The 583-nt window shown below is 71.2% G+C and carries 1 protein-coding gene; it reads left to right on the top strand.

Features of this window, described 5'->3' with window-relative positions; translation table 11 throughout:
* The coding region (locus tag AC1DWF_RS36840; RefSeq protein WP_476843372.1) for a homogentisate 1,2-dioxygenase at positions 1-583 on the top strand (583 nt) is incomplete at both ends.

Raw genomic sequence — 583 nt, 5'->3', positions numbered from 1 at the left:
GCACCACGCCCATCCGCCGACGGGCTGGACGCATTGGGAGGGCCCGCTCCGTCCCCGCGCCTTCGACCTCGCCCGGATCAACGAGGAGCAGCCCAGCCCCTGGGACGCCGCCGGCATCCTGCACAATGCGCATTGCCGCCTGCGCTTCTGGCGTGCGCCCCGCACCATGGACCATCTGGCCCGCAACGCCGATGGCGACGAGCTGGTCTTCATCCACACCGGGTCGGGCCACCTCTTCTGCGACTACGGCCACCTGCCCTTCCGCGCCGGCGACTACATCCTGCTTCCGCGCAGCACCATGTGGCGCATCGAATGCGACGAGCCCGTCGCGGCCCTGCTCATCGAGGCCACCGGCAGCAGCTTCCAGCTCCCCGACCGCGGCATCCTCGGCAAGCACGCGCAGTTCGACCCGGCGGTGCTGGAGACGCCCGCCATCGACGACGCCTTCCGCGGGCAGCAGCACGAGCGGGAGACGCTGGTGCGCATCAAGCGCCGCGACGCACTCTCCACCGTGACCTACCCGTTCAACCCGCTGGACGCGGTGGGCTGGCACGGCGACCTCGCGCCGGTGCGCCTCAATGTC

The sequence above is a fragment of the Aminobacter sp. P4_D5 genome (genome assembly GCF_056401815.1).
The sequence above is the reverse complement of the archived record's forward strand: the minus strand, read 5'-3'. Positions and strand labels throughout refer to the sequence as shown.